Below are 25,479 nucleotides of genomic sequence, written 5' to 3' on the forward strand. Positions count from 1 at the left end.
AGAGCAATTCGAGCGCCAGAGGAAAGGAGGGGGTCAGTCGGCGCTGGGCAGGCGGCGGATGGTGAACTCGATGCGGCCATCCTCGAGCTCTCGCCAGAACTCGATCTCGGTCATATAGGCGGCTTTGGGATAGAGGTCGAACCATTCGCGCGCCTTGGCGCGGGCCTCGCCGCGCTCGAGCGTGAAGGTCTCACGGCGCCAGCCGTCGCTGCGCGCGCTCTTGACGCTGCGGGCGCGATCGGCGAGGCGACGCGCCACGTCTCTCGGCTGTCTGGTCTCGACGCTCATACGCAACTCCCGCGGCCGACCTGAGAATGATAGCGCGCCGAGCGGCGAAAAGAAAAGCCGTAAGCAAAGAGGCGCGAGCGATTTTCCGCCGCGCGCGAGCGTGTGGTCGGCAGCGCCTCTCGCCCCGGCGCGGCGGCGCCCTAGAACTTCCTCGAGCCACGGCTCCACCGGCGCAAGACCAGGAAATATGTCTCAAAATCGTCAGCCGCATATATTGGCCGCGGCCTCCAATCTGCTCGGCATCTGCTTCGTGCTGATCACCGGCCTCAAGATCAGCAAGGTGAGCGACAGCACGCTGCTCGACGAGGTTGCCATGGTCTCCGCGGTCGGCTTCGTCGGAGCCTGCCTCTTCTCCTTCGTCTCGCTGCTGCAGCTGCGGACGACGCTCAATTATGAGCTGATCGCCGATCTTCTGTTCGTCGTCGCCATGCTCTGCCTGTTTGCGGCGGTGCTGATGTTCGGACGCAGCCTGCTATAGCCTCGACGGGCGCAGGGCGTCGCGCGCCGCCTCCTCGACGAGCCGCGTCACCGTCGCCGGATCGCGCGGGAAGCCGGCGCGGATCCATTTGGCCTGCAGCTCCTTCAGCACGGCGCCCAATGCGCGGCCGGGCGAGAGGCCGCGCGCCATGAGATCGGCGGCCTTCACCGGAAAATCCGGCGCCGGGGTCTCGGCGAGGAAACGCGCGCCCCGCAGCCAGAATTCCGCATCGGCGGCGGCGGGGCTCTCCGCATGCGCCAGCGCCAGCGCGTCGCGCGCGGCGCCGCGGCCTTGCTCGAAGAGGAGCCGCAGCAGCTCCAGCTCCCGCGGCGGCGATGTCGCGCCATGGAGCCCTTCCAGCAGGCGCGCCGCATGGGCGAGGCGGCGATGCTCGGCGTTGGAGAGCCGCAGCCGATCGCGCAGCCGATCGGCGTCCTCGAGAATGAGAACGCAGAGCGCGCAGAGGCGCAGCAGCGGATCGGCGGCGTGGGACAGCGCCGCCTCGACCGCGGCCAGACGCTCGAGCCGCGCCGGAAAGCTCGCGCCGACGACGACCTCGAGCACGCCCGCCTGCGAGATTTCACGCGCCACCTCGACCGCCCTCCGCGCGGCGAGCAGCTTCAGCGTCTCGGCGCGGATGCGCTCGCCGGAGAGCTTGGCGAGGCTCGCGCGGGCGATGATCGCCGCATGTAGTCCGGCGGGGTCCAGCGGTCCCTCGCCGAAAGCGGCGTGAAAGCGGAAGAAGCGCAGCACGCGCAAATGATCCTCGGCGATGCGCGTCGCCGGATCGCCGATGAAGCGCACGCGGCGCGCCTCTATATCCGCGCGTCCGCCGGTGTAATCATGCAGCCGACCGTCGGGCGAGAGCGACAACGCGTTGATGGTGAAGTCGCGGCGCAGCGCGTCCTTCTCGAAATCATCGCCGAAGCGCACTTTGGCGTGCCGGCCGAAGGTCTCGACATCCTCGCGCAGCGTCGTCACCTCGAAGGGCGTTCCCTCGACGACCACCGTCACCGTGCCGTGATCTATGCCGGTCGGCACGCTTTTGAGCCCCGCCGCCTCGGCCGCTTTGGTCACTGCCTCGGGCTGGGCGGTGGTGGCGAGGTCGATCTCATGTGGAGGACAGCCGAGCAGCGAGTCGCGCACGGCGCCGCCGACGATGCGCGTCTCGCCGCCGGTCGCGCGCAAAGCCTCGAGCAGGCGGATGATCTTGGGGTTGTCGAGCAGGCGGATCGGCAAATCACTGAAAGCGGCCGGGCGCGAGCCGGCCGTCCTCTATATGCGCCGGGACATAGGTCCCTTCGTTGCGCGGCGACAACAGCACGAGAAAAATAAAGCCGGCGACGCCGATGGCGAGGCCGACGATGGTCAGCGACGAGACGACGCCGCGCGTCCATAGCGCGGCCACGAAAGGCCAGCGCCGACGCGCCAGAAGATAGAGCGCATAGGCGACGAAAGGCGTGACGAAGAGCAACGCCGGTTGAACGATGACCCGCCACATTGGGACGCCTCGCACCAAGGGCGCGTTCGCCCGAAAAAGAATCGCCGCGCCGAAACCAGTAACAAATCATAGCACGAGCGGCCGACGGCCAGGGCCAGCTCGAATATTTGTCGAGATCGCAAATAATTAAGGGTATCCGCAGGTTTGCGGCGGATGCGGTTCGGCTCTCGTCGAAGAGGATTGGCGCTCGCGGCTCCGCTGCGTCGCCGTGTTCGCCGTGGACTCACGAATGCGCAAATGAGCGCGCCGCTTTGGTCGACGCTTCGTTCGGCTCGGCCGTGGCCTGGAGCCTCAAAAAGCCATTTTTGCCGGCGAACCCGTTTGTCCGGGCGCGCCGCGCCTCCGGCCGAAATTAAACATTCTTTAACGTCGACAAGCGTCCTTTCCGGCTTATCCTAGGGGGAAACTGCGACGCCGCCGTCGTCGCCGATCGAAGGACAGTCAATGACCGAGCAAGATTTGGCGAGCGCTCCCGCCGCCGCAGCCGAGCGTGTCCTGGAAGAGATCGGCCGCGCCCGCGCCGCCGTCTCCACCGTGATCTTCGGCCAGGAGGAGGCGGTCGAGCAGGCGCTCGTCACTCTGCTCGCCGGCGGACACGGCCTGCTCGTCGGCGTGCCCGGCCTCGCCAAGACCAAGCTCGTCGAGACATTGGGCCGCGTGCTCGGCCTCGATGAGCGGCGCGTGCAATTCACGCCCGATCTTCTGCCGGCCGATATTCTGGGCTCCGAGGTGCTCGAGGAGACCGCCGATAAAAAGCGTGTCTTCCGCTTCGTCAAAGGCCCGATCTTCGCGCAATTGCTGATGGCGGACGAGATCAACCGCGCCTCGCCGCGCACGCAATCGGCGCTGCTGCAGGCGATGCAGGAATATCATGTGAGCGTCGCCGGCGAGCGTCACGATCTGCCGCGGCCCTTCCATGTGCTGGCGACGCAAAATCCGCTGGAGCAGGAGGGAACTTATCCTCTGCCGGAGGCGCAGCTGGATCGTTTTCTTCTCCAGATCGACGTCGACTATCCCGACCGCGCCAGCGAGCGGCGCATATTGCTGGAGACGACGGGCGATCGCGTGACCGAGGCGCGCAAAACTCTCTCCGCGCAGGAGCTGATCGCGGCGCAGAGGCTGGTGCGGCAATTGCCGGTCGGCGACAAGGTCGTCGATGCGATACTCGATCTCGTGCGCGCCGCGCGGCCGGGGGAGGGCGATCCCGAGATCGCGCCCCATGTCGCCTGGGGTCCCGGCCCGCGCGCGGCGCAGTCCCTCATGCTCGCCACGCGCGCGCGCGCGCTGCTCGCCGGGCGCCTGTCGCCCTCGCTGGACGATGTGGCCGCGCTCGCCGCGCCGGCGCTGCGCCATCGCATGGCGCTGACCTTCGCCGCGCGCGCGCAGGGCAAGACCATCGCCGGCCTCGTCGAGAAGCTCGTCTCGAGGATCGGCTGAGGTGGCGGCGGGACCGGCGGTTTCCACCGAGGCTTTCGACATTTCCGATCGGCTCGCGCTCGCGCGCGGCGTGGACGCCGCCGAGCTGGCCAGCCGGCTGCCCGATATCGTCATCCGCGCGCGGGAAGTGGCGGCGACCGTCGTCCATGGCGCGCATGGCCGAAGGCGCGCCGGAACGGGCGAGAATTTTTGGCAGTTCCGGCCCTTCGGCGCCGGCGAGGCGGCGCATCGCATCGACTGGCGCCGCTCGGCGCGCGACGACCGGCTCTTCGTGCGCGAGCGGGAATGGGAGGCCGCCCATTCCTATTATCTATGGATGGATTGCTCGCCCTCCATGGGCTTCGTCTCCTCTCTGGCGTTGGAGCCCAAGCTCGACCGCGCTTTGACGCTCGGCCTCGCGCTCGCCGATGTGCTCATGCGCGGCGGCGAAAGGATTGGGCTGCTCGGCCTCACCCATCCCATGTCGACGCGCGACATTATCGAGCGGCTCGCGCAGGCGCTCGTCGCAGCGGGCGGCGCGGCGCGCGGCGAATTGCCGGAGGCGGCGGCGCTGCCCGGCGGCGCCAAGGCTCTGCTCATTTCTGACTTCCTCTGCGATCCGCAGGCGCTTTCCGAACGTCTGACGACTCTCGCCGGAAACGGCGCGGCGGGCGCGCTGCTGATGATCGCCGATCCGGTGGAAGAGACCTTTCCCTTCGAAGGCGAGACGATCTTTCTCGACACGGACAGCCGCGCGCAGCTGCGCGCAGGCCGCGCCCAATCCTGGCGGGAGGCCTATGTGGAACGTCTCGCGTGGCATAGGGACGAGATCGCCAAAGCCGCCGCCGATGTCGGCTTCTCGCTGCACATCCACCGCACCGACCGGCCCGCTGCGGAGGCGGCGCTTTCTTTGAGCTTTGCGCTCGCCTCTGGATTGGAGCGCGTCTGATGGGCCTCACTTTCGCCGCGCCGCTCGCCCTGTTCGGGCTGCTGGCTCTGCCGGCTATCTATTTTCTGCTGCGGGTGACGCCGCCCCGCCCACGCGAGATCGTGTTCCCGCCGATCCGCCTGCTCTTCGATCTGCTGCGCCGCGAGGAGACGCCTTCGCGCACGCCCTGGCAGCTATTGGCGCTGCGCCTCGCGCTCGCCGGCCTCGCCGTTCTGGCCATGGCCGGCCCCGCGCTGACGCCAGTGGCGACGGCCGCTTTCTCCAGCGCGCCGCTGCTGATCGCGATCGACGACGGCTGGCCGGCGGCGCCGGATTTCGACGCCCGCATCGAGGCGGCGCGCGCGCTCGCCGCCGACGCCGCGCGTTCCGGCGCGACGATCGCTGTGCTGCCCATGTCGCAGGCCGACGCCGCGCCGACGCCGGAGGACGGCGGCAAGATCGACGAGCGCCTGCGCGCGCTCGCGCCGCAGCCCTATGCGCCGGATCGCGCCGCCGCCGCCGCGAGGCTCGCAGAATTCGCCGCCGCCCATCCGCATGGGCGCATCGTCTGGATCGCGGATGGGCTGGCGCAGGGCGGAGCGCGCCAATTCGCCGAGGCTCTGACCACTGCCGCCGCAGCCGGCGCGAAAGTCGAGACGCTGACCAGCGATCATGTTGCGCGCGCGCTCGTCGCGCCGCAGAACACGGCCGCCGGCCTCGAGGTGGAGGTGGCCCGCGCCTCCGCCGCGGCGCCGGCGTCCGGCTCCGTTTCCGCTTTCGATCAGCAGGGCCGCGTGCTGGCGCAGGCGCATTTCGATTTCGGCGCAGGAGACAAAGCGAAAGCGCGCTTCGATCTGCCGATCGAGCTGCGCAATGAGGCGTCGCTGCTCCGCCTCGACGGCGAGGCTTCGGCCGGCGCCGTGGCGCTGCTCGACGGGCGCTCCAAGGTTCGCCGCGTCGCCGTGCTGAGCGGCGCGAGCGCCGATCTCGCGCAGCCTTTGCTGGAGCCGCAATTCTATCTTCAAAAGGCCTTCGCGCCTTTCGCCGAGGTGCGCGAGCCGCGGCCGGGCGCCGCCGATCCTTTGCCAGGCCTCATCGCCGAGCAGCCCAATATCGTCGCCCTCGCCGACGTCGGCGTGCTGCCGCAGGGCGCGCATGAGGCGCTGGCCCGTTTCGTCGATGAGGGCGGCGTGCTCTTACGCTTCGCTGGCGCGCGCCTCGCCAATGGCGACGACGATCTCACCCCCGTGCGCTTGCGCCGCAATGGCCGCGTGCTCGGCGGCGCCATGTCCTGGGACACGCCGAAAAAGCTCGCGCCCTTCGATGCGGCGAGTCCATTCTACGGGCTCGCTATTCCAGATGAGGTGACGGTGACGCGCCAGGTTCTCGCCGAGCCGGAGCCGGGCCTCCCGGCCAAGACCTGGGCCGCGCTCACTGATGGCACGCCGCTCGTCACCGCCGAGCGGCGCGGCAAGGGGCTCATCGTGCTGTTCCATGTCAGCGCCGACGCCGCCTGGTCCAATCTGCCGATCTCCGGCCTCTTCATCGATATGCTGCACAGGATCGCCGCCGAGAGCGGCGAGGCCGCGGCGCGCCGCGCCGAGGACGGAGCGCGCAGCGACGCGCCGGCTCTGGCGCCGCTCGTCACTCTGGATGGGCGCGGCCGTCTCGGCGCGCCGCCGCCGAGCGCCCGGCCGATCGCAAGTGACTATGACGGCGGCGCGAACCGCGAGCATCCGCCGGGCCTCTACGGCGCCGCCGACGCCCCCGTCGCCGTGCAGCCGCTGCGCGCGAGCGACGAATTGCGCGCCTTCGATTTTTCGGGGCAGGGGCTCTCGGTCTCGGCGCTGCGCGCCGGCGCGCCGATCGATCTGCGCCCCTATCTGCTCGCGCTGGTCTTTGTCGCGCTGCTCGCCGATTGGCTGATCTTGCTGTCCATGTCCGGCGCATTGCGCCGCGCCGCGCCGATCGCCATCGGCGCTTTGTGCGCGCTCGCGGTGCTGAGCGCCGCGCCGCAGGGCGCCCGCGCCAAGGATGCGCCCGCCATAGCCTCGCCGCGCGACCGCGAGGCGGCGCTGACTACGAGGCTCGCCTATGTCGTCTCCGGCGACGCCCGCACCGACGAGACCAGCAAGCTCGGCCTCGAGGCGCTGTCGCGCGCGCTCAATCAGCGCACCTCCTTCGCGCCCGGCGCGCCGGTCGGCGTCGATCCGGCGCGTGACGAATTGGCCTTCTATCCCATGCTCTATTGGCCGATCGTCGCTTCCGCGCCGCTGCCTTCGGCGCAGACCATCGCCAAGGTCGGCGTCTATCTGAAGCAGGGCGGCACGATCGTCTTCGATACGCGCGACGCGCTCACCGCGCATGAGGGCGGACCGCCGACGCCGGAGACGCAATGGCTGCGCGATCTGACGCGCAATCTCGACATTCCGCCGCTCGAGGTCACGCCGCGCGATCACGTCATCACCAAGACTTTCTATCTGCTCGACGGCTTCTACGGCCGCACGATCAATGGCAAGACCTGGGTGGAGGCGCTGCCGCCGGAGAGCAAGGACGATCCCGCGCGCCCCGTGCGCGCGACCGACAGCGTCTCGTCTGTGGTGATAACCTCGAACGATCTCGCCGGCGCCTGGGCGGCCGATCGCAATGGCCAACCGCTCTACACGTTGACGCCGGGCGGCGCGCGTCAGCGCGAGCTCGCGATCCGCGGCGGCGTCAATCTGGTGATGTACACGCTGACCGGCAATTACAAATCCGATCAGGTCCATGTCCGCGACCTCTTGGAGCGGCTCGGCCAATGAGCGAGCTGTCCCTCTCCTTCACGCCGCTGCTGCCCTGGCCCGCGCTCGCCGCGCTGAGCGTGGCGGCGATCATCGTGGCGCTGCTGTCGCTGCGCGCCGGCGGGCGCGGCGCGGCCCTGCGCCTCGCGACGCTGGCGCTGGTGCTGCTGGCGCTCACCGATCCGTCGCTGCTGCGCGAGCAGCGCGAGCCACTGAGAACCATCGTTCCCATCGTGCTCGATCGCAGCGAGAGCCAGAGCTTCGGCGAGCGCATGGCGCAGACCGAGGCGGCGAAGGCCGCGCTGGAGCCGGCGCTGCAAAAGCTCGGCGATATAGAGCCGCGCTTCATCGACGCGGCGCGTCCCGGCTCCGAGGCCGATGGGACGAGATTGTTCCAGGCTCTGGAAGAGGGGCTGAAGGACGTTCCGCGTGAGCGCATCGGCGCCGCGATCATGGTGACGGACGGAATCGTTCACGACATTCCCGCGAACGCCGCCGCGCTCGGCTTCAAGGCGCCGCTGCATGTGCTCGTCACCGGCCATGAGGGCGAGCGTGATCGCAGGCTGGAGCTGGTCGAGGCGCCACGCTTCGGCATTGTCGGCAAGGATCAGACGATCCGCGCCCGCGTCGTCGACAGCAATCTCGGCGGGACGGAGCCGGTCGTCATCACGACGCGGCGCGACGGGCAGGCGCTCGAGCCCATCGTCGCGCGCGCCGGCGAGATCGTCGACATTCCGCTGCGCGTGGAGCATGGCGGCGCCAATGTCGTCGAGCTGGAGGTGGAGGCGCTCCCCGGCGAGCTGACCGCCGTCAACAACAAGGCCGTCGTCACCATAGAGGGCGTGCGCGACAAGCTGAAGGTTCTGCTCGTCTCCGGCGAGCCGCATCCCGGCGAGCGCAGCTGGCGCAATCTTCTGCGCTCCGACGCCAATGTCGATCTGGTGCATTTCACCATTCTGCGGCCGCCGGAGAAGCTCGACGGCACGCCGCCGCACGAGCTGTCGCTGATCGCCTTTCCAACGGCCGATCTCTTCGGGCGCAAGATCAACGAGTTCGATCTCATCATCTTCGATCGCTACTCGAACCAGACGATCCTGCCCTCCGTCTATTTCGACAATATCCTGCGCTATGTCGACAATGGCGGCGCCTTTCTCGTCGCGACGGGGCCGGATTTCGCGACGGTGCAGGGGCTCTATTATTCGCCGCTGGAGAGCATCATTCCGGCGCGGCCGGACGGCTCGCTCTATGAGCGCGCCTTTCGCGCCCATGTGAGCAAGGATGGCGAGAAGCATCCGGTCACGCGCGGGCTCGAGGGCGCGCGGAGCAATCCGCCCGCCTGGGGCGAATGGTTCCGCCAGGTCGACGCCGAAGTGGTGAAGGGCAATTCCATCCTCACCGGCGCCAATGACAAGCCGCTGCTCGTGCTCTCACGCGAGGGCAAGGGCCGCGTCGCCGCCCTGCTCACCGATCAGATGTGGCTGTGGGCGCGCGGCTATGAGGGCGGCGGCCCGCATGTCGATCTGATGCGCCGCCTCGCCCATTGGCTGATGAAGGAGCCCGATCTCGAGGAGGAGGCGCTGCGCGCCAGCGCCCATGGCCATGACATCGCCGTCGAGCGCCAGAGCCTCGAGGAGAAGATCGACGCGGTGACGATGACGACGCCTTCGGGCGCGACGTCGCCGATCGCGCTCGCGCCCGCCGAGCCCGGCCTCGCGCGCGCGCATCATGCGGCGAAGGAAATGGGGCTCTATCGCTTTCAGAGCGGCGAGCTGACGGCGCTGGTCAATGTCGGCCCGGAGAATCCGCGCGAGTTCCGCGAGGTGGTCTCCACCACCGAGAAGCTGAAGCCGCTCGCCGAGGCCAGCGGCGGCACGGTGCGACGTCTGTCGAAAGACGCGAGCGGCGTCGTCACGCTGCCCCGCATCGTGGAGATGCGCGAAGCCTCGGTTTTCGGCGGCGCCGATTATATCGGCGTGAAGCGCACCGGCGCGAGCGAGCTGAAGGGCGTCGAGACGGCGCCGCTCGCGATCGGCCTCTGGGGCCTCGCGGCGCTGCTCGGAATGATCGTGCTGGCTTGGGCGTGGGAAGGGCGGCGGGGATAAGAAGGACGTCGCTGACGCGAAAACGCCCCGCCTGTTCATCCGAGGTCGGGGCGTCTCATGCGAGCGGCCGCGTCTGCGGCGCTCGATCTGAGAAGAGAATAGGAGCCGATTTTCTCAGCGCAAGAGGCAAGCTCAGCTCGAGCGCGTCATTTCTGGAAAGCGCGCGAGAAAGGCGCGCAGCACGACGAGCTGATCCGCCGCGCGGCGCTGCAGCCCGAGGTCCAGAAAGCCGTCGAGATCGGAGACGATGAGATCGCGCACCACGGCCGGCCCATGGCCGAGCCCGAGCAGATAGGACGCCAGCAGCGCCTCGTGCTGCGCCGAATGCCGCACGCCGGACATGACCTCATTGGAGGTGGGCGACAGATCGAAAGCTTCACCACGCATCGAACCGTTCCCCTCGAGTTCGCCCGCGACACTCCGTCGCGCTCCGATGCGTAAGTATGCGCTTTCGCGCATATGCGAAATCAAGGGGAACTACCTATTCAATGCGATGCTTACGCTTTCGCGGCGCGCAGCCGCGCGAAGCCGGCGGCGAGATCCTCCTTCAGATCATCCAGATCTTCGAGCCCGATCGAGAGCCTTATCGCCGGACCGCCGGGCGCCCATTCGGTCGCGGTGCGATAGGAGGCGCAATCGAAGGGCAGGGCGAGGCTCTCGAAGCCGCCCCAGGAATAGCCGAGGCCGAACAGCTCGAGCCCATCCAGCATTGCGGCGACGGCCTGCTGGGGAACCGGCTTCAAGACGAAGGAGAACAAGCCGGTCGAGCCGAGAAAGTCGCGCTTCCACAAAGCGTGGTCGGCATGGTTCTCGAGCGCCGGATGGATCACCTCCGCGACCTCCTCGCGCTCGGCGAGCCAGCGCGCCATCTCGAGGCCGGCGCGCTCGGCCTCGCGCAATCGCAATTCCATCGTGCGCATGCCGCGCAGCGCGAGAAAGCAGTCCTCCGGCCCGGGACAGATGGCGAAGGCGTTGTAGGTGGCGCGCAGACGCTTGGCCCATTTCTCATTCGCCGAGACGAGGCCGAGCAGGAGATCGGAGTGGCCCGCGAGATATTTGGTGCCGGCCTCTATGGCGAGATCGACCCCGCGCTCATGCGGCGGAAAAAAGAGAGGCGTCGCCCAAGTATTGTCGAGGACGACGCAGGCGCCGCGCGCATGGGCGACCTCGGCGATGGCCGGAATGTCCTGCACCTCGAGCGTCTGCGAGCCGGGCGACTCGGTCAATATGGCTGTCGTGTTCGGCCGCATCAGCGCGGCGATTTCGGCGCCGATGCGCGGATCGTAATAGGTCGTCTCGACGCCGAGGCGCTTCAGCACGCTGTCGCAGAACATGCGCGCCGGCAGATAGCAGGAGTCGGTGACGAGCAGATGGTCGCCGGCCTTCAGCGCCGTCAGCAGAGCGAGGGTGATCGCCGCGAGGCCGGAGGGGACGGCGACGGCCTCCGCCGCGCCGGCGACATCGATCCAGGCCTCCTCGAGCGCGCGCGTCGTCGGCGTGCCTTTGGTGGCGTAAGTATAGGCGCCGCGATTGGCGAGCAGCGACGCCGTATCGGGAAACAGCACGGTGGAGCCGCGATAGATCGGCGTGTTGACGAAGCCGAATTGCTCGGAGGGCCGGCGCCCGGCATGGGCCAAGCGGGTGCGGCTTTTCTTTTTTCGCCCAGATTGTCCTCTAGTCTCGCTCATGTCTCGCCCATCGGCCTTTCTGCGAACGCAATTGCGGCGGCCTCGTCCGCGCCGCAGTATAGACTGTTCGCGCAGGACATGGGCGAAAGAGGAGCAATTGTCCAATGATCGCCGATCGCCCGAGCCCAATCCAGAGTCGGACATGATCTCTCGCCTGTTCCGCAATATTCTCATCGCGAGCGCCGTGCTGCTCGCCGCGGGCGCCGAGGCCTCGACGCTCGAGCAGGCGCAAAAGCGCGGCTTTCTGATCTGCGGCGCGAGCAATGGCCTGCCGGGCTTCGCGCATCAGGACGAGGCCGGCCGCTGGAGCGGCTTCGACGTCGATTTCTGCCGCGCGCTCGCCGCCGCCATTTTCGACGATCCCGAAAAAATGCGCTTCGTGACGCTCTCCGCCAAGGATCGCGTGAAGGCGCTGCAATCGGGCGTCGTCGATCTGCTGGCGCGCGGCGCCGCTTTCACCTTGTCGCGCGACGCCGGGCAGGGGCTCTCCTATACGGCGATCAGCTTTTTCGACGGGCAGGGCTTTCTCGCGCGCAAAAAATCCATCGTCGCGCTGCGCGATCTCGGCGGCCTCTCCGTCTGCGTGCAGCAGGGCACGCCCTTCGAGCTCGATCTCGTCGATTTCCATCGCGAGGGCATGAAGCCGATCGAGCCCAAGCTGTTCCCGACATTCGAGGAGGCGGCCAAGGCCTATTCCGACGCCAAATGCGAGGCGCTGACCGCCGATCTCTCGACGCTCGCCGCCAAGCGGCAGGAGATGGCCGCGCCGGCCGATCACGCGATTTTGCCCGAGCTCATCGACAAGGAGCCGCTCGGCCCGATCGTGCGGCAGAGCGACGACCAATGGTTCGACATCGTGCGCTGGACGCATTTCGCCATGGTCGACGCGGAGGAGCTGGGCGTGACCTCCGCCAATGCGGACGAGCAGCTGAAATCGGCCGATCCGCGCGTGCGGCGCCTGCTCGGCGTCGACGGCGGCGGTGTGGACGGGTTGGGGCTCGAGGCCGATTGGGCCTATCGCATCGTCAAGCATGTCGGCAATTACGGAGAGGCCTTCGAGCGCAATCTCGGCGCCGGCTCGCCCATCGGCCTCGAGCGAAGGCTCAACGCGCTATGGACGAAGGGCGGCCTGATGTATGCGCCGCCGGTGCGGTAGCGCGGATATGGACCCTGGCTTTTTCGATCCTCGCGCCAGCGCGGCGGCGCAATGGGCGCCATTGGCGCGCTTCGCCATCGCCGAGGCGCGTCTCGCGCGCTGGGCCTCGCAGCGGCCATTGCGCCGCCTCATCTACGAGTTTCTACGCTTCGGCGTGAAGCAGGCGTGGTCGTGCCTGTTCGGTTTTCTGATGGTCGGGCTGCTGATCGCGACGCATTTCGTCTATCCGCGCGAATTTGTCATCGCGCGTTATGATTTTCTCTTCCTCGCCGCGCTCGCCATTCAGGCGCTGCTGCTCGCGACGCGTTTCGAGACCCTGCAGGAAGCCAAGGTGATCCTGCTGTTTCATCTCGTCGGAACGGCGATGGAGGTCTTCAAGACCGCGGTCGGCTCCTGGATCTACCCCGATCCGGCCTTTTTCCGCATCGGCGGCGTTCCGCTCTTCACCGGCTTCATGTATGCGGCGATCGGCAGCTATATGATGCGCGCCTGGGTGGTGTTCGATTTTCGCTTCATCCGCCATCCGCCGATATGGATGGTCGCGGCGCTCGCCGCGGCGATCTACGCCAATTTCTTCCTGCACCATTACCTGTGGGATTTGCGGATCGCGCTGTTCGCGGCGACGGCGGCGCTGTTCGCGCGCACATGGATCTTCTACCGCGTGCATCACTCATGGCGGTCGATGCCGTTGCTGCTGGCGGCGCTGCTCGCCGCGAGCTTCATCTTTCTCGCCGAGAATATCGGAACCTTCACGCGCACTTGGCTCTATCCGAGCCAGCTCGCGGTCTGGTCGCCCGTCGGCGCGGCCAAGCTCGGCTCATGGTTCCTGCTGCAGATCGTGAGCTATGCGCTGGTCGTCGCCGTCAAGCGGCCGCGCGCGCCGGACGCCGAGCCGCTGGAGCTTTCACGCGAGCGTCATCGCCGCCGTTTGGCGGATTATTCCGCGCCCGTGAGCTGAGCCTTTTGCGCGCGCTCCCACCAGGCGAGGAGCGCATCGAGATCATGCGCGAGGAATTCCGCCAGCGGGCCGGCGAATTGGCGCCATTCCTCGACATAATGCGGCGACACCGCTGTCACCACCGGAACCTTCGCCAGCATGGAAGCGCGGAAAGCGTCGGCGAGGCCGCCGCGCGAGGCCTCCTGCTTGCTGAACTTGCTGATGACGACGAGATCGACGCCCTCGGCGACGCGCCGCTCTATCGAGGCGCAGGCGAGCGCCAATTCGCTCGAGTCGAGATTGCAGGCGACAGAGCCCGCCCCCAGATCCTGCGAGATCGCATAGAGCGCGCCATCGGCGACGTCGCGCAGCACGATGCGGCTGCGGCCCGTCGCCTCGTCGAGAACGCGCGCCTGAGTGACCCCGGCGACGCGCGCTCCGCTCTCGGAGAGTCGCCGCGCGAAATCGGCGATCAGCGTCTGCGCCTGAACGCTCGGCTCGCCGGGAAGGGCGGCGATGGGCGTTGCGGGCAAGGAAGCGTAAAGGGTCATTTCGGCTTTCCGGTAAGGGCCTCGCGTCGCGATTTCTGTCGAAAGACGCGGCGGGTTCGCCTATCCTCGGACGTTCGGCGGAGCGGGCCGGCCTTGCTCGGCGAGGCTCGCGCCTCTTGTCATTCCGGGGCGGCGACCGATCTGATATAAACGGTCAGGGACGCGACGTGAACAGCCGTGAGCGATGAACGAGGCAATGCGCCGCTTTCTCCCTCTGCGCGGGCGCAGGCGGTGGAGGCGTTCATTCGGGAGGCGCGGCGCGTCGGCGCAGCGGCCGAGCGAGGCCGGCTGATCTTCGCGCTCGACGCCACAATGAGCCGCCAGCCGACATGGGATCTCGCGCAATCGCTGCAGGGCCGCATGTTCGAGGAGACGGCGGCGCTCGGCGGGCTCGACGTCCAGCTCGTGTTCTTTCGCGGCTTCGGCGAATGCCGCGCGTCTGGATTCGTCGGCGGCGGGCAGGGGCTCGCGGCGCTGATGGCGAAAATCTCCTGTCGCGGCGGCCGCACGCAGATCGGCAAAGTGCTGCGCCATGCGCTCGAGGAGACGGGCGCGCGCCGCATCGGCGCTCTCGTCTTCGTTGGCGACGCGATGGAGGAAAACGCCGACCAACTCTGCGAGCTCGCCGGCCGGCTCGGCCTTCTCGGCGTGAAAGCCTTCATGTTTCATGAAGGCGCCGACGCGCAGGCGGGCGCCGCCTTTCGCGAGATCGCGCGGCTGACCGGCGGGGCCTACGCCGCTTTCGACGCCTCGGCGCCGCGTCGTCTCGCGGAGCTTCTGTCCGCGGCTGCGGCTTATGCGGCGGGCGGGCTGGCCGAGCTCGAACGGCGCGCTACAAAAGGCGAGGACGCCGCGCGTCTTCTTTTGTCACAAATGGGGTGAGGAGCCCGCTTCATGCCGGTTCTGATCGGATTTCTCGCATTGCTGCTCGCGCTCTACGGATTGCGCATGTTCACGCGCGCTTCGCCGGCGGCCATGGCCCGCGTCATTCGCAAGGGGGGCGGGGCGGCGACGATCGCGCTCGGCCTGTTCTTCATCTTGCGCGGTCGCATCGACATCGGCCTGCTGCTGGCCTCGGCCGGCATGTGGCTCTACGGCGCCTTCTCGCGCGGGGTGAAGCGCTTCGGCCACGGCGCTGCGGGGGCGGGCGTCTCGCGCGTGCGATCGGCCATGATCGAGATGGAGCTCGACCATGCGAGCGGCGCCATTCGCGGCACGATCCTCGCCGGCAAGGACGAAGGCAAAAGGCTCGACGCGCTGACGCGGCCGGCGGTGATGGAGCTCTACCGCCATTGCCGCAGCGTCGATCCAGAAGGCGCCCGTCTTCTAGAGGTGTATCTCGACCGCCGGTTTGCCGGCTGGCGTCAGACAGGAGACGGTGGACGCAACGCGGGGGGCGCGGATGCGGGCGGCGTCGGACCAGGCCGCCGCGGCGGCACGATTTCGGAAGATGAGGCCTATGAAATTCTGGGCCTCAAAAAGGGAGCGGCGCGCGAGGACATCGCGCGGGCGCATCGCGATCTGATGAAGAAGCTTCATCCGGACCATGGCGGGACGACCGATCTCGCGGCTCGGGTGAACGAAGCCAAAGATGTCCTCATGCGTCGTCATCATCATTGAAGCTCGGCCTTGTTTGCTCAATGCTCGTCGCTTTTTGGAAAAATAGGTCCGTCGATCAATTCTTCGTCGCAAAACAGGAGAAGCCCGAGCGCTTCAGCGCGCGACAGGCGGTCTCCGCGCTCTTCTCCTCGAGCCCGGCGAAACGGGCGCGGTAGAGCGTCTCTCTTCCCTTCTGCACCTTCTCGGTGAAAGCCTTGGCGGTGGCCGGCACGCCTTTGGCGCGGGCGCGCGAGAGCAGCTGCTGCGCCTTTTCGGCGTCGTCGGTGGCGCCGATCTGAATCATCCAGCCCGAGTGGATTGGACGGGCCTGATCGGCTTTGGACAATTCGGCGCGATCGCTGCGGGCGACCAGCGTGCGATCGGCGTCGGACATGCGCGCCGGCAGCGCGGTCGGCGTCGTCGCCGAGGCGATCTTCGTCCCATGACCGGCCTTGGCGGCGGTCGATCCATCGGCGGTCGCATGAACGCCGTCGCGCCGAGACGGCTCGGGCTGATGGCGAGCGCCACGCTCTTGCGCCGGCTCCGCAGCCTTTTGGCCGCCAGCGACGAAGGCCGGACGAATCTTGTCGCCGCGCACGGGCGTCGGGACGGCGAGAAGCGGCGGCGCCGACGCGAGGGCCATCGCTGGCGCGACGCGCGGGGCGGGAGCGGTGGCGGCGGCCGCGACGATAGGCGCCTCGTCCTTCTCCTCCTCGACGGGCTCGGCTCGAGCGATCGGCGCCGGAGCGGGCTCGCCCTCGGTGATGGCGCGCGCCGTGCGGACGGGGGCGCCGTCGTCGATATGTTCGGAGATGAGGCCAGCCATCACGCGGTCGCGGGCCGCGGCGGTGCGTCCGCCCATGACGACGGCGACGATATGATGTCCGTCGCGCCGCACCGAGGTCAGCAGATTGAAGCCGGAGGCGTGGGTATAACCGGTCTTGATGCCGTCGACGCCGCGAATCTGCCCGAGCAGATGATTGTGATTGCGATGCGACTGGCCGCGCCAGACGAAGGCGTGGGTGGAGAAATAGTGAAAATAGCGCGGGAAGCGATCCTGGATCGCGCGGCCGAGCACGGAGAGATCATGCGCCGTTGTGATCTGCTCGTCATTGGGCAGGCCGGAGGCGTTGGCGTAATGCGTGCGGCCCATGCCGAGCTGATGCGCCTTACGCGTCATCATCTCGGCGAAGCTCTCCTCGTCGCCGGCGATATTCTCGGCGATGGCCGCGGCGATGTCGTTCGCCGATTTGGTGACGACGGCCTTGATGGCGCTCTCGACGTCGATCGTCTGGCCGGGGGCGAGGCCGAGCTTGGTCGGCGCCTGCGACGCCGCATGGGCGGAGATGACCAGCGGCGAGTCGAGCCGCAGCCGTCCCTTTTCGAGCTGCTCGAAAAGAAGATAGAGCGTCATCACCTTGGTGATGGAGGCGGGATGGCGCAGCTCGTGCTCATTGCGCGCATAGAGCGTGCGCCCGCTATTGGCGTCGACCACGATCGCCGCGAAGGCGGGACCGCCGCCGGCCTCCGAATGGCCGCGCCGCGCCGCATGGGCGAGATGCGCGCCGCCGCGGCGATGGTGCGCTGCGTGATGGATGAAGGAATGACGCGCGTGAGAGGCGCGGGCGGAATGATGATGGTGACGTCTGGCCTCGGCCGGAAAAGCGAAGAGCGCCGATAAAGCGGCGAGAGCCGCCAGAGCCGCCACCCACTTCCAACGCTCGAGCCTGCCGGCGACGCCACGCTTCGTCATCTATCCTGATCCCGTTCACTTGCCCCATCATGCGCTCGCGGCGGCGGCCCGGTCAGCGTGGGCGTTGCCGAAAAGTCACATGATTACAATCTTACCGATGCGAGGTTACCCCCTGGTTAAGGCGAAAGGAGACCGGGATTGTGGTTTTGCATCGCAACATTGTCATTGACTTTGATTGTGCAATGCATATAAGCTTATCCTGTCAACTGAGCGCATGGAGTCCGCCACGGGGCGAAGGCCGAATGGCGCTCGATACGAGGACGAAACCGATGGTTGCCACTTTCGAAAGCGTTCAGCAGCTGGGCAAGGAGCAATTCGAAGCGGCGTCCGCGGCCGCGGCGGCCCTCACCAAGGGCTGGCAGACCATTGCGGCGGAGACGACCGACTATTCGAAGAAGTCCTTCGAGAAGAGCCGCCTCCTCGCGGAAAAGCTGATTGGCGTCAAGAAGATCGACGAAGCCCTCCAGTTGCAGTCGGATTACGCCAAGGGCGCGTACGAAGATTTCATCGCCGAGGCGACCAAGCTCGGCGAGCTCTATTCCAGCCTCGCGAAGGAAGCGTTCAAGCCGGTGGAAGCGGCGGCGACGAAAGTCTACTCCGCGGGCGAGTGATCGCCGGCCCGACGCGTCCTCGACACGAAATCTCGGAAAAGCCGGGCGGGATCTCCGCCTGGCTTTTCATTTATCGGCTCTGCGGCGCCGCAGTAGAATCACGAAGATTGTGCGTAAAATCCGAGGGCCGTGTCGCGCGCGTTGCGAATCCCGGCGCTGCGGCGCGATATGATCGCCGGGACGCGAGAGGCGTCGCAGGAGGCGGTCGAAATGAGCGCGATCGACGCGGTCGGCTTCGTTCATCTACATGTTCACACCGCTTTCTCGCTGCGCGAGGGCGCGCTGACCCTGTCGCGCGTCATCGATCTGGCCCAGAAGGACCAGATGCCGGCGCTGGCCGTCACCGACACCGATAATCTCTTCGGCGCGCTGGAGTTTTCGGAAAAGGCCGCCAAAGCCGGCGTGCAGCCGATCCCCGGCGTGCAGCTCAATGTCGATTTCGGCGACGGCGCGCAGAGTGCGGCGGGCGGCGCCGACGGGCGCGGCCATATCGTGCTGATCGCGCAGTCGGAGCGGGGCTATTCCAATCTGATGCGGCTCGCCTCGCGCGCCTATCTCGAGCCGGCGCAGGGCGAGGCCTCCCATGTCTCGTTGGCGAGCCTCGCTGCGAGCAGCGAGGGACTGATCGCCCTCACCGGCGGCTCGGAGGGCGGGCTCGACACGCTCTACGCCAAGGGCAGGGCGGAGCAGGCGCTGGCTCGTCTCGAGGCGCTGCTGCCGCTCTTCGACGGAAGGCTCTATGTCGAGATCCAGCGCCACGGTCTCGATCAGCAGCGGCGCGTCGAGCCGCAATTGCTCGATCTCGCCTATCGGCGCAGCCTGCCTCTGGTCGCCACCAATGAGCCTTTTTTCGCGACGGCGACGGATTTCGAGGCGCATGACGCGCTGCTCTGCATCGCCGAGGGCACAGTGACCAGCGTCGCCGAGCGCCGGCGGCTCTCGCCGCAGCACTATTTCAAGACGCGCAAGGAGATGCTCACGCTCTTCGCCGACCTCCGCGAGGCGACGGATTCGACGGTCGAGATCGCGCGCCGTGCGGCCTTCCGCCCGCTGACGCGCAAGCCCATCATGCCGCGCTTCATGCTGGACGGAGAAGGGGGCGGGGAATCCCTCGAGGATATAGAGGCGCGCGAATTGCGCCGACAGGCGAAGGAAGGCCTCGAGGCGCGCCTCCTCGCGCAGCCGCCGGCCCCGGGCCAGACGCGAGAGACCTATGACGCGCGGCTCGAATTCGAGCTCGACACGATCGAGAAGATGCGCTTTCCCGGCTACTTCCTGATTGTCTCTGACTTCATCAAATATGCGAAATCGCAAGGGATTCCGGTGGGGCCGGGGCGCGGCTCGGGCGCCGGCTCGCTGGTCGCCTATGCGCTGACCATCACCGATCTCGATCCTCTGCGCTTCGGCCTCTTCTTCGAGCGCTTCCTCAATCCCGAACGCATGTCGATGCCGGATTTCGACATCGACTTCTGCCAAACGAGGCGCGGCGAGGTCATCGATTATGTCCGCGAGCGCTACGGCGCCGAGAAAGTGGCGCAGATCATCACCTTCGGCTCGTTCCTCGCGCGCGGCGTGCTGCGCAGCGTCGGCCGCGTGCTGGAAATGCCGCTGGGGCAAGTGGATAAGCTCGCCAAGCTGGTGCCGCAGAACCCCGCCAAGCCGGTGACTTTGGCCGAGGCGGTCTCCGGTGAGCAGAAATTGCGCGAGGCGATCGACGAGGACGAGAAGGTCGCGCGGCTGTTCAAGGTTGCCGGAGCGCTGGAGGGGCTCTATTCCAACGCCTCGACCCACGCCGCGGGCGTCGTCATCGGAGACCGGCCGCTCGACGCGCTGGTGCCGCTCTATCGCGATCCCAAATCCGATATGCCGGCCACCCAGTTCAATATGAAATGGGTGGAGCCGGCCGGGCTCATCAAATTCGACTTCCTCGGCCTCAAGACGCTGACCGTGCTGGCGACAGCCGTCGATCTCGTGCGCCGGCGCGCGGCGAATTTCGATCTCGCCACTATTCCGCTCGATGATTCCGAGACTTACGAAATGCTCGGGCGCGGCGAGACGGTGGGCGTGTTCCAGCTGGAAAGCGCCGGCATGCGCAAGGCGCTGGTCGAGATGCACGCCGATCATTTCGAGGACATCATCGCCCTCGTCGCGCTCTACCGGCCGGGTCCTATGGCCAATATCCCGACCTATTGCGCTGTGAAGCTCGGCGACGAGGAGCCCGATTACATCCACCCCAAGATCGAGCACATCCTGAAGGAGACATTCGGCGTCATCATCTACCAGGAGCAGGTGATGCAGATCGCTCAGGTCCTCTCCGGCTATTCGCTGGGCGAGGCCGATCTGCTCCGCCGCGCCATGGGCAAGAAGATCAAGGCCGAAATGGACGCCCAGCGTGAGCGCTTCGTCACCGGCGCGGTGGAGCGCGGGCTCACGGCGCAAAAGGCCAGCGATATCTTCGACCTGCTGGCGAAATTCGCCGATTACGGCTTCAACAAGAGCCATGCGGCGGCCTATGCGCTGATCGCCTATCAGACCGCCTGGTTCAAGGCGCATTATCCGGTCGAGTTTTTGGCCGCCTCCATGACGCTCGACAAGGGCAACACCGACAAGCTGGCCGAATTCCGCAATGAGGCGCGGCGGCTCGGCATTGCGGTCGAGCCGCCCTCCATCCGCCGTTCGGGCGTCGATTTCGACGTCGCGCCCGGCGCCGATGGCAAGCTCGCCATTCGCTATGCGCTCTCCGCCGTCAAAGGCGTCGGCGAGGGGCAGGCCGAGGCGATCGTGCGGACGCGCGGCGCCGCGCCTTTCCGCAGCCTCTCGGACTTCGCCCGGCGGATCAATCCGCGTGAGGTCAATAAGAAGGTTCTCGAAAATCTCGCCTGCTGCGGCGCCTTCGACGAGCTCGACGCCGACCGCGCCCGCGTCGTCGGCGCGATCGAGACGATTCTCGCTTGCGCCAATCGTTGCGCCGAGGACCGGCAGGCCGGACAGAATGCGCTGTTCGGCGGCGCGGAGGCGGAGGAGGATCTGGTTCTGCCCAAGAGCCAGCCCTGGACGGCCTCGGAAAAGCTGAAGCGCGAATTCGACGCCGCCGGCTTCTTCCTCTCCGGCCATCCGCTCGACGCCTATGCGAGCGTGCTCGGCCGGCTTCGGCTGACGCGCTGGGCGGAGTTCATCATAGCGGTGAAGCGCGGCGCCAGCGCCGGGCGGCTCGCCGCGGTGGTGCTCGACCGCGCCGAGCGGCGCACAAAATCCGGCTCCAAAATGGGCGTGGTCCAGCTCTCGGACGACAGCGGGCAATATGAGGCGATCCTGTTTCAGGAAGGGCTCAACCAATATCGCGACCTTTTGGAGAAGGGCGCGACCGTGTTGGTGACGCTCTCCGCCGCGCTCGAGGGCGAGGATGTGCGGGCGCGCATCACCGAGGTGCAGCCGCTCGCGGCCGCCGCCGCCAAGGCGCAAAAAGGGCTGCGCATTTTCGTTCAGGACGCCGCGCCGCTCGATGCGCTGAAGTCGCGGCTGGCGACGCGCGGCGAGGGCGAGGTGTCGATCGTCGTGGCGCTGGAGCGCATGGGGAGCGAGGTGGAGATCAAGCTGCCGGGCGGTTATTCCGTCTCGGCCGATGTCGCCGGGGCGCTGAAGACGATCCCCGGCGTGCTCGCCGTGGAGCATGTGTAAGGCGTGGCCAGAGCTAATGTAGCGCATTAGGAAATTCCACTTATTTATTGAGATAATTACGTAATATTGCTGATGCGCGACTTCGCCTCGGCGATCTCGTCGACGGCCTGCGACGCCGCGCCTCTTCTTGTCGACGTGAGATGCGCCTATCTTGTAGTAGGGGCCGCGTCAGGCGGCGCCCGCTCGATCGGGGTGGCGGAAATGGACGCTGCGATCGCCTTTCTCGGAAAGCTCGACGCGGGCTTTCTTCCCCTCGTCGTCATCGGCGCATTCGGCGGCTGGCTCGTCGGCGCGCTGCTGCGAAGCCCCGATCAGCTCTTCTCCGATATGGCGATCGGCGTCGCCGGCGCTTGGCTCGGCGCGCAATTCGCCGAATTCTGCGGGCTCGTTCTCGACGGCTCGATCGGCCATTTCCTCGCCGGCCTGCTCGGGTCCATAATCAGCGTCTCGCTCTGGGCGCGAGTCGACGGCGCGACTCCTCTGAGGCCGGGCGAAAGGCCGAGACATTAGGCGCAACCCATGACCGTCCTCCTCGATCTCCTCAACGACGACCCGCGCAAGCGCGATGCGGCCGCGCTCCGCCACCCGGAAAAGGCGCATCGGCCGGACACGCCGCTCGCGCGCAAGCCGGACTGGATACGCGTCAAGGCGCCGGGTTCGGCGGCCTGGCGCGAGACCGGCGCGATTCTGCGCGGCGGCGGACTCTCCACCGTCTGCCAGGAGGCCTCCTGCCCGAATATCGGCGAATGCTGGGAGCAGAAGCACGCGACCTTCCTCGTCATGGGGTCGGTGTGCACGCGCGCCTGCGCCTTCTGCAATGTGGCCACCGGCCTGCCGGCGGCGCTCGACCCCACCGAGCCGGAGCGCGTGGCGGAGGCGACAGCCAAGCTCGGCCTCGCCCATGTGGTGGTCACTTCGGTCGACCGCGACGATCTCGACGACGGCGGGGCGGATCATATTGCGCAGACGATCCGCGCCATTCGCGCCGCCTGTCCGACGACGACGATCGAGGTGCTGACGCCGGATTTTCTGCGCAAGGAGGGCGCGCTCGAGAAAGTCGTCGCGGCGCGGCCGGATGTGTTCAACCATAATCTCGAGACCGTGCCGTCCCTCTATGTGACGGTGCGGCCGGGCGCGCGCTATTTCCACTCGCTGCGGCTGCTGCAGCGGGTCAAGGAGCTCGACCCCGCCATCTTCACCAAATCCGGCCTGATGGTCGGGCTCGGCGAGACGCGCAACGAGATTCTCCAGGTGATGGACGATCTGCGCGTGGCCGATGTGGACTTCCTCACCATCGGCCAATATCTGCAGCCGACCCGCAAGCATCACGAGGTCGTCCGCTTCGTGACGCCGCAGGAATTCGAGGCTTTCACGACGATCGCCTACGCCAAGGGCTTCTCCATGGTCTCCGCCTCGCCGCTCACCCGCTCCTCGCACCATGCGGGCGCTGACTTCGAGCGGCTGCGGGAGAAGCGGCTCGGCGCGCCTCGATGATCTCCTTCAGCGCGGCGGCGTTGTTCATCTCCGGCGCGCGGGAGGCGAAGAGCAGCGTCACCACATTGCCGCGGCCGAGCGCGCGCAGGCGCTTCAGCTCCTGCGGACAGGTCTCGCGCAGCTCGCTGGCGTAGCGCGTTTTGAACTCCCGCCAGCGTTGGGGCGAATGGGCGTACCAGCGGCGCAGAGCGTCGCTCGGCGCGACGAGGCGATCCCATTCGTCGAGCGCGGCCTTCGCTTTCGAGAGTCCGCGCGGCCACAGGCGGTCGACGAGGATGCGCTTACCGTCCTCGGCGCTCGCCGGCTCATAGGCGCGCTTGATCTTGAACATGCTTTTCCTCAGGGTCGAAGCCCCCAGGGAGCGACATAGGGCGCGAGGCGCTCGCGTCGCGCGGACGAAAAGGCCGTTTTCGCGCCTTCCGCAATAGTGGTAATAGCTTCGCCCATGAAGAGCTTCCGCAACCGCCGCCGCGTGAACTTCCGCGCCGACGACATGTTCGCCCTGGTCAGGGATGTCGAATCCTATCCGAAATTCGTGCCGCTCTGCGAGGCGCTGCGCGTGCGTCGCCGCAGCACGACGGAGGAGGGGGTGGAGGTCATCCTCGCGGAAATGCAAGTGGGCTTCAAGGCGGTGTGCGAGCGCTTCACCAGCCGCGTGACTTGCGACCCGAACAAGCGCGAGATCCTCGTCGAATATGTCGACGGCCCGTTCAAGAAGCTCGAGAACCGCTGGACCTTCGCCGACGAGCCGGCCGGGCCGGATGGCGGCGCGCGCTCGGTCGTCGATTTCTACATTAATTACGAGTTCCGCAGCCGCACGCTCGGGCTGGTGATGGGGGCGATGTTCGACTCCGCATTCCACAAATATTCGGACGCTTTCGTCAAGCGCGCCGGCGAGGTCTATGGCCGCCGCTGAGCGGCTTCTATCATCAGCTCCAGCGCTTGAACGACCGAGGCCCGCCGGATCGCCTCGCGCGTCTCGGGGCCGAAGCGGCGCTCGACATGCTCCACGCCGAATCCTTTGCGCAGGCAGGCGAAATGGACGAGGCCGACGGGCTTCTCCGCGCTGCCGCCGCCCGGGCCGGCTATGCCGGTGATCGAGACGGCGATATCGGCGAAGGAGCGCTCCACCGCGCCGCTCGCCATGGCCCGCGCCGTCTCGGCGCTGACGGCGCCATAGCGCTCGAGAATGTCGCGCGGGACGCCGAGCATCTCCTCCTTGGCCGCGTTGGAATATGTCACGAAGCCGCGGTCGAAGGCGTCCGAGGAGCCGGCGATATCGGTGATCGCCCCGGCGACGAGCCCGCCGGTGCAGGATTCGGCCGTCGCCAGGCGAAGGCTCTGCGCGCGGCAGAAATAGAGCAGGCGTTCGGCGAGGCGGGGCAGGTCGGGGGCAGTCATGAGCAGGCTCGCTCGGCGTATGCGGCGTCCAGCTCATAGATAGGCCGGATCGGATTGCGGCAGAATAGCTCTTTGGGCTAGGTCTCCGACAGAGCCGCCGCGCCGTCGAGCGCCGCGTTGCGCGACGCCACGATCATGCGGCCGAGGGCGCGAAACTCGTCGCCGCGGCGCGAGGATTTGCGCCAGACGAGCCCGATGATCCGGCGCGGCTCCGGTGGCTCGATCCGCAGCACGCGGACGTTTCCTCGCGCCGTTTCGATCGGCAGGCTCATTTCCGGGAGCAGCGTGCAGCCCATGCCCGCCGAGACCATCTGAACCAGCGTGGTCAGATTGGTCATGCCGAAAGTGTCGATGTTCAGCACATTGCGGCTCTCGCAATAGCTGAGCGCCTGATCGCGCAGGCAATGGCCGTCCTCGAGCAACAGTAGCCTTTGCGCTTTCAGCGTCTCCGCACTGACGGAGCCCACTTCCTCCGGCAATCCGCTCGAGGGAGCGACAAGAAAGAAGCGGTCCTCGAAGAGCGGCATGGAGTCGAGCTCTGGATCGACGGGCGTCGCCAGCATGACGAGGTCCAGAAGGCCGTCGTCCAGCTCGGCCAGCAGCGTCGCCGTCTGCGCCTCGCGAATATGCAGAGGCCGCAGAGCGGCCGCGCCGCCGCCGAGCGCATCGAACAAAGTCGGCAGAACATAGGGCGCGACCGTCGGGATTATGCCGAGGCGTAGCGGACAGAAATTCTGATCCGCCATCGTCTCCAGCTCCGAAATATCGGCGAGGATTCGGCGGGCGACCTTGGCGATCTCACTGCCGGCGGCCGTCAGTGTGACCAATTTGCCGCGCCGCTCGACCAATTGCGCGCCGACCTCGGCCTCCAGCTCCTTGATCTGCATGGAGAGCGCCGGCTGCGTCACGGCGCAGAGATCGGCCGCCTTGCCGAAATGCTCGGTGCGGGCGAGGGCCTCGAAATAGCGGAGCTGCTTGGTCGTTATCATCAGTTTTCCTGATCGATGACGAAGGAAATCGAATTTTACCTAATCGATTTCGCGTCTTATAGCAAGCTGAGCGGGGGCGCGACGAGGAGGAAAATGCGATGGAAAAAATGACGGAGAGGGCCGGAAGGT

General features: G+C 67.2%; 24 protein-coding genes. 14 read left to right on the forward strand and 10 right to left on the reverse strand.

The window, feature by feature from the left end; genetic code table 11:
- Positions 1-33: 33 nt before the first annotated feature.
- Positions 34-288, reverse strand: a complete 255-nt coding sequence (locus K369_RS02680) for a hypothetical protein (RefSeq protein ID WP_018265337.1) — start codon at positions 286-288, stop codon at positions 34-36.
- A gap of 187 nt (positions 289-475) precedes the next feature.
- On the opposite strand from K369_RS02680, the gene K369_RS02685 reads away from it, so the two are divergent.
- Positions 476-766, forward strand: coding sequence for a hypothetical protein (locus K369_RS02685; protein WP_036287114.1), 291 nt, complete (start codon positions 476-478; stop codon positions 764-766).
- On the opposite strand, the gene K369_RS02690 is transcribed toward K369_RS02685, so the two are convergent.
- Both K369_RS02690 and K369_RS02695 read right to left on the reverse strand, forming a co-directional pair.
- The gene (locus tag K369_RS02690; RefSeq protein WP_051948812.1) at positions 761-2,005 is read right to left on the reverse strand and encodes a CCA tRNA nucleotidyltransferase; all 1,245 of its coding nucleotides are present in this window, start codon (positions 2,003-2,005) and stop codon (positions 761-763) included. The genes K369_RS02685 and K369_RS02690 overlap by 6 nt on opposite strands.
- 1 nt (position 2,006) lies before the next feature.
- Positions 2,007-2,267, reverse strand: coding sequence for a DUF6111 family protein (locus K369_RS02695; RefSeq protein ID WP_036287116.1), 261 nt, complete (start codon positions 2,265-2,267; stop codon positions 2,007-2,009).
- A 444-nt stretch (positions 2,268-2,711) separates the two neighbouring features.
- Between K369_RS02695 and K369_RS02700 the strand changes: the two genes are divergently transcribed.
- From K369_RS02700 to K369_RS02715, 4 genes are read left to right on the forward strand one after another with little or no spacing between them, the layout of a single operon-like run.
- Entirely contained in the window at positions 2,712-3,704 is a 993-nt protein-coding gene (locus K369_RS02700) for a MoxR family ATPase (protein ID WP_036287119.1), read from the forward strand.
- Position 3,705: 1 nt separating this feature from the next.
- On the forward strand, positions 3,706-4,632 hold the full coding sequence (locus tag K369_RS02705) for a DUF58 domain-containing protein (RefSeq protein WP_156967644.1): 927 nt from the start codon (positions 3,706-3,708) through the stop codon (positions 4,630-4,632).
- Positions 4,632-7,412, forward strand: coding sequence for a DUF4159 domain-containing protein (locus tag K369_RS02710; protein ID WP_051948814.1), 2,781 nt, complete (start codon positions 4,632-4,634; stop codon positions 7,410-7,412). Before K369_RS02705 ends, K369_RS02710 begins: the two co-directional genes overlap by 1 nt.
- Positions 7,409-9,493: a membrane protein gene (locus tag K369_RS02715; protein ID WP_036287125.1), complete on the forward strand. Its 2,085-nt coding sequence runs from the start codon at positions 7,409-7,411 to the stop codon at positions 9,491-9,493. The genes K369_RS02710 and K369_RS02715 overlap by 4 nt, the downstream gene beginning before the upstream one ends.
- Positions 9,494-9,625: 132 nt before the next feature.
- Here the strand turns inward: K369_RS02715 and K369_RS02720 are convergent, their stop codons facing one another.
- Both K369_RS02720 and metC read right to left on the reverse strand, forming a co-directional pair.
- Positions 9,626-9,880, reverse strand: a complete 255-nt coding sequence (locus K369_RS02720) for a hypothetical protein (protein WP_018265347.1) — start codon at positions 9,878-9,880, stop codon at positions 9,626-9,628.
- Positions 9,881-9,990: 110 nt separating this feature from the next.
- The gene (gene metC, locus K369_RS02725; RefSeq protein ID WP_036287128.1) at positions 9,991-11,181 is read right to left on the reverse strand and encodes a cystathionine beta-lyase; all 1,191 of its coding nucleotides are present in this window, start codon (positions 11,179-11,181) and stop codon (positions 9,991-9,993) included.
- 97 nt (positions 11,182-11,278) lie between these two features.
- Between metC and K369_RS02730 the strand changes: the two genes are divergently transcribed.
- Together K369_RS02730 and K369_RS02735 are read left to right on the forward strand one after the other, a co-directional pair.
- Positions 11,279-12,337, forward strand: coding sequence for an amino acid ABC transporter substrate-binding protein (locus K369_RS02730; protein ID WP_245278061.1), 1,059 nt, complete (start codon positions 11,279-11,281; stop codon positions 12,335-12,337).
- 7 nt (positions 12,338-12,344) lie between these two features.
- The gene (locus K369_RS02735; RefSeq protein WP_036287131.1) at positions 12,345-13,295 is read left to right on the forward strand and encodes a DUF817 domain-containing protein; all 951 of its coding nucleotides are present in this window, start codon (positions 12,345-12,347) and stop codon (positions 13,293-13,295) included.
- On the opposite strand, the gene K369_RS02740 is transcribed toward K369_RS02735, so the two are convergent.
- On the reverse strand, positions 13,274-13,825 hold the full coding sequence (locus tag K369_RS02740; RefSeq protein WP_036287134.1) for a DUF2478 domain-containing protein: 552 nt from the start codon (positions 13,823-13,825) through the stop codon (positions 13,274-13,276). The genes K369_RS02735 and K369_RS02740 overlap by 22 nt on opposite strands.
- Positions 13,826-14,002: 177 nt before the next feature.
- Between K369_RS02740 and K369_RS02745 the strand changes: the two genes are divergently transcribed.
- A complete protein-coding gene (locus K369_RS02745; protein WP_036287137.1) occupies positions 14,003-14,707 on the forward strand; it encodes a hypothetical protein in 705 nt (234 codons plus the stop codon).
- A gap of 12 nt (positions 14,708-14,719) precedes the next feature.
- Entirely contained in the window at positions 14,720-15,445 is a 726-nt protein-coding gene (locus K369_RS02750) for a DnaJ domain-containing protein (protein WP_036287140.1), read from the forward strand.
- Between the two features lie 55 nt (positions 15,446-15,500).
- Here the strand turns inward: K369_RS02750 and K369_RS02755 are convergent, their stop codons facing one another.
- On the reverse strand, positions 15,501-17,177 hold the full coding sequence (locus K369_RS02755) for an SPOR domain-containing protein (RefSeq protein WP_036287143.1): 1,677 nt from the start codon (positions 17,175-17,177) through the stop codon (positions 15,501-15,503).
- A 269-nt stretch (positions 17,178-17,446) separates the two neighbouring features.
- Here K369_RS02755 and K369_RS02760 point away from each other — a divergent pair, with 269 nt between their 5' ends.
- The 4 genes from K369_RS02760 to lipA all read left to right on the forward strand — a co-directional run bounded on the left by K369_RS02760 (position 17,447) and on the right by lipA (position 22,960).
- Complete coding sequence (locus K369_RS02760) at positions 17,447-17,788, forward strand: phasin family protein (protein ID WP_018265355.1); 342 nt, start codon at positions 17,447-17,449, stop codon at positions 17,786-17,788.
- 210 nt (positions 17,789-17,998) lie between these two features.
- Positions 17,999-21,466, forward strand: a complete 3,468-nt coding sequence (dnaE, locus tag K369_RS02765) for a DNA polymerase III subunit alpha (RefSeq protein WP_036287717.1) — start codon at positions 17,999-18,001, stop codon at positions 21,464-21,466.
- Positions 21,467-21,667: 201 nt separating this feature from the next.
- A complete protein-coding gene (locus K369_RS02770; protein ID WP_156967645.1) occupies positions 21,668-21,976 on the forward strand; it encodes a GlsB/YeaQ/YmgE family stress response membrane protein in 309 nt (102 codons plus the stop codon).
- Positions 21,977-21,985: 9 nt separating this feature from the next.
- Positions 21,986-22,960, forward strand: coding sequence for a lipoyl synthase (lipA, locus tag K369_RS02775; protein WP_036287147.1), 975 nt, complete (start codon positions 21,986-21,988; stop codon positions 22,958-22,960).
- On the opposite strand, the gene K369_RS02780 is transcribed toward lipA, so the two are convergent.
- Positions 22,887-23,291, reverse strand: coding sequence for a DUF488 domain-containing protein (locus K369_RS02780; RefSeq protein ID WP_036287149.1), 405 nt, complete (start codon positions 23,289-23,291; stop codon positions 22,887-22,889). The two genes, lipA and K369_RS02780, sit on opposite strands and share 74 nt — an antisense overlap.
- A gap of 114 nt (positions 23,292-23,405) precedes the next feature.
- On the opposite strand from K369_RS02780, the gene K369_RS02785 reads away from it, so the two are divergent.
- Positions 23,406-23,876: a type II toxin-antitoxin system RatA family toxin gene (locus tag K369_RS02785; RefSeq protein ID WP_036287151.1), complete on the forward strand. Its 471-nt coding sequence runs from the start codon at positions 23,406-23,408 to the stop codon at positions 23,874-23,876.
- Here the strand turns inward: K369_RS02785 and K369_RS02790 are convergent.
- Positions 23,861-24,361 (reverse strand): CinA family protein, encoded by a 501-nt coding sequence (locus tag K369_RS02790; protein ID WP_036287154.1) that lies wholly within the window; start codon positions 24,359-24,361, stop codon positions 23,861-23,863. The two genes, K369_RS02785 and K369_RS02790, sit on opposite strands and share 16 nt — an antisense overlap.
- Positions 24,362-24,438: 77 nt before the next feature.
- On the reverse strand, positions 24,439-25,350 hold the full coding sequence (locus K369_RS02795) for a hydrogen peroxide-inducible genes activator (protein ID WP_036287156.1): 912 nt from the start codon (positions 25,348-25,350) through the stop codon (positions 24,439-24,441).
- Positions 25,351-25,479 lie beyond the last annotated feature (129 nt).

This window comes from Methylosinus sp. PW1 (assembly GCF_000745215.1).
Taxonomy (GTDB): Bacteria; Pseudomonadota; Alphaproteobacteria; order Rhizobiales; family Beijerinckiaceae; genus Methylosinus.